The organism is Actinobaculum sp. 352, from assembly GCF_003957265.1.
Classification (GTDB): Bacteria; Actinomycetota; Actinomycetes; order Actinomycetales; family Actinomycetaceae; genus Asp313.
In genome coordinates this window covers 170206-176926 of record NZ_RQSN01000008.1, presented here as the reverse complement: position 1 = coordinate 176926, position 6721 = coordinate 170206, and the positions used below count along the sequence as shown (strand labels likewise).

General features: G+C 60.9%; 4 protein-coding genes and 1 pseudogene. 4 read left to right on the top strand and 1 reads right to left on the bottom strand.

Annotation, left to right across the window (positions count from 1 at the left end; all coding sequences use genetic code 11):
* Together EKN07_RS09705 and EKN07_RS09700 are read left to right on the top strand one after the other, a co-directional pair.
* Positions 1-165: pseudogene (locus tag EKN07_RS09705) on the top strand (IS3 family transposase); the annotation flags it as partial.
* 720 nt (positions 166-885) lie between these two features.
* On the top strand, positions 886-1665 hold the full coding sequence (locus EKN07_RS09700; protein WP_126146279.1) for a hypothetical protein: 780 nt from the start codon (positions 886-888) through the stop codon (positions 1663-1665).
* A 454-nt stretch (positions 1666-2119) separates the two neighbouring features.
* Here the strand turns inward: EKN07_RS09700 and EKN07_RS09695 are convergent, their stop codons facing one another.
* A complete protein-coding gene (locus tag EKN07_RS09695) occupies positions 2120-3544 on the bottom strand; it encodes a C40 family peptidase (protein WP_240611254.1) in 1425 nt (474 codons plus the stop codon).
* Between the two features lie 609 nt (positions 3545-4153).
* Between EKN07_RS09695 and EKN07_RS09690 the strand changes: the two genes are divergently transcribed.
* Both EKN07_RS09690 and EKN07_RS09685 read left to right on the top strand, forming a co-directional pair.
* The gene (locus tag EKN07_RS09690) at positions 4154-5443 is read left to right on the top strand and encodes a PLP-dependent transferase (protein ID WP_126146278.1); all 1290 of its coding nucleotides are present in this window, start codon (positions 4154-4156) and stop codon (positions 5441-5443) included.
* Between the two features lie 5 nt (positions 5444-5448).
* Positions 5449-6708, top strand: a complete 1260-nt coding sequence (locus EKN07_RS09685; RefSeq protein WP_126146277.1) for a homoserine O-acetyltransferase — start codon at positions 5449-5451, stop codon at positions 6706-6708.
* The last annotated feature ends 13 nt before the right edge of the window (positions 6709-6721 follow it).

Below are 6721 nucleotides of genomic sequence, written 5' to 3'. Positions count from 1 at the left end.
GCGTGTGGGGATAACGTTGCGATGGAATCGTTCTTCGCCCTCGTGCAAAAGAATGTTCTCGACCGCAGGTCCTGGGCCAGCCGCCGCGAGCTCTCGGCCGCGATCACCCACTGGATCAAACGGACATATCACAGGAAAAGACGTCAACGAGCGCTGGGCAAGTGAAACAACACTGGAACCAGCCGCGTCCCACGCGGCCTAACAATCAGAAGGAAAACTGCCAACCAAACCCTCAACAGCCCCCGTAGGCGCTGTAGTTCTCACTGTGAATCCGCCCCAAGCTCGTCGACCAGAAGCTGATCTCGTCGTCTCCTCGCACTGGGCGGACGGGCCTTGGCGGCACGGTAGCCCCGGGCGGTGATGAAGCCGCCCTCAAGGTAATTATTCAGTGTCCGGCAGATAGGCACGGGCCCCGAAACGATCCTTATACGTATCGATATAAGAGATCATCATCGTCCCGGTCGGTCGAGCTCCGCTGCGAAAAAAGCCGAGGCGGTCTTCAAAATCTCGTTGGCCCGTCGCAACTCAGCATTCTCACGCTTGAGCCGCTTGATCTCCTCGTGTTCCTCACCCGTGGGACCAGGCCGTGCACCTGTATCGATCTTCCCACCAACGCCGCAGTGACTCCGTGCTGATACCCAACCTCACCGCGATTCTGGCTGGCTGCCTGCCACGTGGAACACGAGGAATCCTCCGACAGTCGGTCAGACAACAACTTGACCGCCCGCTCCCGAAACTCCGGCGAATACTTCTTCGGCATATTCCTATCCTCTCAAAAACAGGTAGGAACAAAACCCAGGACGCTTCACTCCAGACCTGCATAATGCAGACAAACCTGCAACAATCAATTACGACGACCAGCAAACCAGACAGGAGAACCCCCACATGACCACACCACCGACCGGACCACAACCCCCGAACCCCGGTCACCAGTCGCACGAAACGCGAACACCAGCCACGACCAGCAACACACCCGCCCCAGCCCACGGTACGAACACCGCCACTACCGCTGGTCGGCGGGGTCTTCCCGGCCGGGCCTGGGCACTCGTTGGCGTCCTCATCGTGATCGCGGTGGTAGTCGCCGGGGTCATGATCGCTGGCAGACACCACACCACACCCACACCAACAACCAATAGCACGAGTACGACCAGCCCAGTACCTACGCCTATCACAACTACGCCGGAACCCAGCACGACGTCGCCGACGTCTGGGGTGACGCAGATCGGAGACTGGAGCGTCGAAGTCTTAGAATACAAGCCTGACGTCACCGAGTACCTGACCACCTACGACCCACCCGTCAACATCGTTATCGAGGGCCACCGGTTCCTCGGCATCAAACTCCGCGTCACCAACACCGGCAACGAACAAGCCGACCCCTTCACCGAGCTCGGAAGACGACTCGACGGCTACACCAACGGACATAAACGACACGAACCGCGCTATCTCGATGTTGGAGTCAGTTACCGCGGAGACGACTACCTCGTGAAAGTCCCATCACTCTACCCCGGCGAGTCTGGGGAAGGCTGGCTGTTCTACGAAGTCGAAGGCGACTTCGAACTCACCACCATCGAAATGCAAGACCGCCGCGACCCACAAAACAAGACCCCCTGGACCGAAGTCCCCTTCCCACAACCCACCAACACCACACCAACCAGCACCCCATAACCCGGCCGACGAAACCCGGCAGCCAAACTGGCACCAAAAGAAACGAGGACCGCCTACCACGCGGGACAGGGCTTTTTTCGAAGTCGAATCGAACTTTGAACTGACCGAGTTCCAGATGCGAGAGTCCACTTCAAGCGGCGACTGGGTCTCGGTCCCCATCCCCGAACCCGATAACTAAGCGATCCGATAGCTTAGCCATCCGATAACTAAACCAGAGGAAGGCCGATATCCGCGGCCATCGCGCTGCGGATATCGGCAGTCCATCGTCCTTGCCAGCACCATCACGGCCGCGTTACGCAGCTTGGCAGGTGCTCCCCTGTCCGGAGAGTGCGCCAAGCTCGGGCGGGAGCTACAACTGGTGGAAGTCGTTGGACGCGTCGCCAACCTTCAGACCCGCCTTGCCGGAGAGCCGACCAAGCTCAGCCGGAGCGAGCAGTGCTAACCCCGGACGGAGTCAGCCAACCACTCGCAAGTACACCGGATTGCCCCAAACGGCACGTTCCTGCGTTCCCATCGACGGGTTCCACGCCGCGATATGCATACCATTCCCGGTGTAGATACCCACATGGCCGGGCCAAAACATAATGTCACCGGGCTGGGCTTGCGAGGCCGGAACGATGGTGTATCCACCCCAATACTGGCCGACACTACTGCCGGTGCGCCGTGGTGTGTTGTATCCGAAATGACCGAAGACGTAGTGGACGAAACCAACACAGTCCCAGCCTGCGGGCGTCGTACCGGCCCACACGTAGGGAACACCAACATACTGGCGCGCGTAGGCAACGATCTGTGAACGCAGCGAACCACCGGATGTGCTGGCAGCCGGAGCCGTGGACGCCGAGCCTGAACTACCCAACTTCGATGAACTCGCGTTGCCGTTCGACGCCGTATTGCTATTCGTCGCGGGCTGTTGCGCCGTCGGCGTCGTCACAGCCGGTGCCGGTGCTGCTGCGGGCTGGGTGGCAGCAGGTGCTGGCTGAGTGGTTGGCTGCGGAGCTGCCGGGGCTGCCGCCTGGGTCGTAGCGCCGCCATTCGACGACGCCGCAGGCTGCGCAGCGGCGGACTGTTTGGCGCGCTGCTCGGCTTCCTCCTGAGCAGCAGCAATTACCGCCTGCTGCTCTGCCTCAGCCTGCTCACGGGCCGCGGCCTCCTTCTGCTCCTGCTGCTGGCGTTCGAGTTCAGCGGTAGTACCCTTCTGCTCGGCCAGCTGATTGATGAGGTCATCGCGCTCCGATTCGATGGCGGCAATTTCCTGCTCGGCCGCCTCCGCCGCTTGCGCGGCTTCATCAGCCTTCTGGGCCGCAGCCGCTGCAACTTTTTCCTCTGCGGCCGCCTTCGCCTCCGCCTGCTCCTGTAGAGACTCGGCAACCGTCTGCAGAGCTTCAAAACGTTGGAACTTCTGGTTGGTATTATTGCCAACCAATTCATAGGCACGCGATTGCTCAGCTGCTTCATTCAAAGAGTCGGCTCCAAGAACGAAGCTCCCACCAGGCACGGTCGCTGCGCTGTCGCGATACATGGCCTGCGAGATCTGCCCCAACTCCGACCGCGCGGCCTCAACTTCTTCTTGCGCCGCGTTCGCGGCTTCTTGAGCGTCCACGGCCTCTGTAATCGCGTCTGACAGATCCTGCTGCGCCTCAATATTCGCCGCCTCGGCCTCGGCTGCCGCCATGTTCAGCTCGTTGCGCTGTGCATTCAGCTCCGCAAGTCGCCCCTCAATGCCAGTGATCGACTGCGACGTCGATGTTTCAGCCGCCTGCGCCGCCGCAATATCGTCGTCGGTCACGTCGTCAGCGCCAGCGGGAAGGACCAGCGCGCTGCTTGCCAATGCGCACGCCGCGAAAGCCGACACCAGGCGCCCGATCTTGTGGTTCTTCACCGTGCCTCCAACAGGTCTGTTCATCAGCAAGGCACAGCATTACACCGCTGCGGTCCTGCGCCACGGATGCACCGGCTCCCGGCACATCACACGACGCACGCCGCGCGCCTGCCCGCCCCGCCGATTCCCTGCGGACCGTACCTCTGCAACGCCCGATATGCGCATCGGATTTGCATCAGTTCCACAAGATCGGCGTGTCAGACTTGACGCGCCTCGCAAGGTCACAGTTACGAACCTATAACAAAAGTGTCAAAAATGAAACACGCGGGAGCAAATTTCACAAGATTCACACCTTTATCACCCCTCCCACGAGCGGATTTGTGGTCAAGGTCACTTTTGTACAGCTTAAGACGAAGCACCGTCACCTCGGCCTCGGAGAGAACCTCCCGGTCTCATATCTCGGGCACAGCACACCCCGATTTGGGGACCCCGCGCGTACCCCTTATGCTCAAAACATGTTCATGCGAATGTCCAACTAGCGTGCCACGAGGCACGCACCAGCCCCTGTCCACACAACCGAAAGGCGGGCTGGTCGGGACGCAACGTGTGACCACAGCATGAACGTCGGCGCGTCCGCCGCCCGCTCCCCACAGTTTGGAGAGCATATCCATGACCGAGCAAGAGTGGTCCTTCGATACCCTACAAATCCATGCCGGGCAGACGCCTGATTCTGACTACGGCTCCCGCGCCCTCCCCATCTACCAAACGACGTCGTTCGTGTTCCCTGATGCCCAAGCTGCAGCAAATCGTTTCGCTCTGACCGATCCCGGTCCGATTTATACCCGCCTGGCGAATCCGACCCAGAGCGTCGTCGAAACCCGTCTCGCAGCACTGGAAGGAGGCGCCGCCGCTCTACTCGTCGCCTCCGGAGAGGCGGCGGAGTTCTACACCATCCTCAACCTCGCCCGCCCCGGGGACGAAATCGTCGCTTCTCCCTCCCTCTACGGGGGTACCTACAACCTGTTGAAAACCACACTGGGAGGTCTCGGCATCACCACGCGCTTCGTCGAGGATCCGGATGATCCCGAAAGCTGGCGCGCACTCGTCAACGAAAAGACCCGCCTCCTGTACGGAGAGTCGATTCCCAACCCCAAATGCGACATCCTCGATATCGAGGCTCTGGCTGACATAGCGCATGCCTGGTCCGTACCGCTCGTTGTTGACAACACTATCGGCACGCCGTACAACGTCCGCCCCTTCGAGCACGGGGCCGACATCGTCGTGCATTCCGCCACCAAGTTCCTCGGCGGCCATGGCACCGCGATGGGCGGGGCCATTATTGAGCGCGGTGATTTCGATTGGAGGAACGGCAAGTTCCCCGCGCTCAGTGATCCGGACGACTCGTACAACGGGATCGTCTTCGGGGATCTAGGACCAGGCGGATTCGTCTCGCGTATTCGTGCGACCCTGCTGCGCGATACCGGTGCCGTCATCTCACCTTTCAACGCTTTCCTGATCGCGCAGGGATTGGAGACCCTATCGCTGCGCATGGAACGTCACCTCAGCAATACCGCTGCGGTGGCCGAATTCCTCGCACAACGCGAAGAAGTGGCTTTCGTTCAATATTCGGGGTTAGTCTCCTCTCCGTACTACGAGAAAGCCCAGAAGTACGCGCCAAAGGGTGCTGGATCGGTTTTCACCTTTGATCTCAAGGGTGGTCGAGCCGCCGGTGAAGCCTTCGTCGACGCTCTCTTGCTATTTTCGAATGTCGCCAATATTGGCGACGTCCGCTCACTGGTGATTCACCCCGCCTCCACCACACATTCCCAGATGAACGACGACGAGCTGGCCGCCGCGGGAATCAGTGGCGGTACCGTTCGACTGTCCATTGGCCTGGAAGACATTAGAGACATCCTCGCCGACCTGACCCGCGGCCTGGAAGCCGCAACGTTGGTTTAAGCACCATGGCAGATATCAAAGGTCCTCGTTTCCTCGTTGGTCATGCACCGCTTGAGCCGGTGACCGACGCGGAGCCCATCGGGGATTTCGACACGGGTTACCGCCCCGCTCATCGCACCGCCATCCCCGCGTCGGGGGCATGGCGCGAAGGAGACGATCCTGAGGAACGGCAGTTCGAGAACCTGGGACCACTGGAGTTGGAGCTGGGCGGTCGCCTACCCACGGTGTACATGGCGTACGAAACCTGGGGGAAACTGAACGCGGACGCTTCCAATGCCGTTCTGCTCTGCCACGCCCTCACTGGCGATTCACATGCCACGTCCGTCTCCGGCGATAGCGGCTGGTGGAATGAGATCGTCGGCCCCGGAAAGGCACTGGACACGAACCATTACTTCGTCGTCTGTCCCAATGTCCTCGGGGGCTGCCAGGGCACAACCGGGCCTGCCTCTTCGGCACCGGACGGGCGACCCTGGGGGCCCCGATTTCCCGAAGTCACCATCCGCGATATGTGCGCCGCCGAGGCAAAACTGGCGGACCGGCTGGGCGTGCGGCGATGGGCACTGATAGCGGGGGCATCGTTCGGAGGAAACCGCGTGATGGAGTGGGCGGCGTCGTATCCAGAGCGCACCGGAGCCATTGCGGTTCTGGTGTCAGGACCGGCGACGACGGCGGAGCAGATCGCCTACGCACACTTTCAGAAACAGGCGATTATGCAGGACCCCAAGTGGCGCGGAGGGAACTACTACGATGCCGACGACGGGCAGGGGCCGCACCGAGGGCTCGGCCTCGCCCGCGAGATTGCACACCTGACATACCGCTGCGCGCCGGAACTAGACACCCGGTTCGGGCGTTTGCCGCAAGGCAGCGAAGACCCGTTGCATGGCGGACGTTACGCGGTTGCCAGCTATTTCGACTATCACGCCTACAAGCTGGCAATGCGTTTTGATGCCAACTCGTACCTGACGATTACGCAGGCGTTTATCACCCATGACATTGGCCGCGGGCGCGGGGGAACGGATGCCATGCTCGCACGCCTGACAATGCCCGCTTTGGTGGTGGATGTGGACTCTGACCGGCTGTTCTATCCGGATTACATGCAAACACTTGCGGACAAGCTCCCCGGCTCCAACGGGGTCGTTACGGTACATTCGCGGCACGGGCACGACGGATTCCTCATCGAGAATGACCAGGTTGCTGAGATTCTGACGGATTTCCTCACGCTACTTGATCCGAAGTACGCACTGTCGGCAGAGACACCGATCTGAGGCGCGCCGGGCG